Here is a 263-nt window from a genome sequence, read left to right on the forward strand (position 1 = left end):
CTTCACAGCAGCTCAATGGCATCATGGGGCAGTTGAATCAGAAATTTGCGGCTATCACCGATGCCAAGATTGTGGTGGTTCCGCCGCCAGCTATCCCTGGCTTAGGCTCTACGGGTGGTTTCAGCTTTATGCTTGAGAATCGTGGAGGTAATACAGATATTAAAGAGTTCGAAGGAGTGCTAGGGCGATTCCTCGCTGCCGCAAATCAGCGTCCTGAGATTGCGATGGCTTTTAGCTTCTTTACTGCGAAAACGCCCGGATAT

General features: G+C 50.2%; 1 protein-coding gene. It reads left to right on the forward strand.

Annotation, left to right across the window (positions count from 1 at the left end; all coding sequences use genetic code 11):
• A partial coding sequence (locus tag ACM615_RS24160; protein ID WP_431012671.1) for a hypothetical protein occupies positions 1 to 263 on the forward strand: 263 nt, incomplete at both ends.

This window comes from Rahnella sp. PAMC25617, from assembly GCF_050606005.1.
Lineage (GTDB): Bacteria > Pseudomonadota > Gammaproteobacteria > Enterobacterales > Enterobacteriaceae > Rahnella > Rahnella variigena.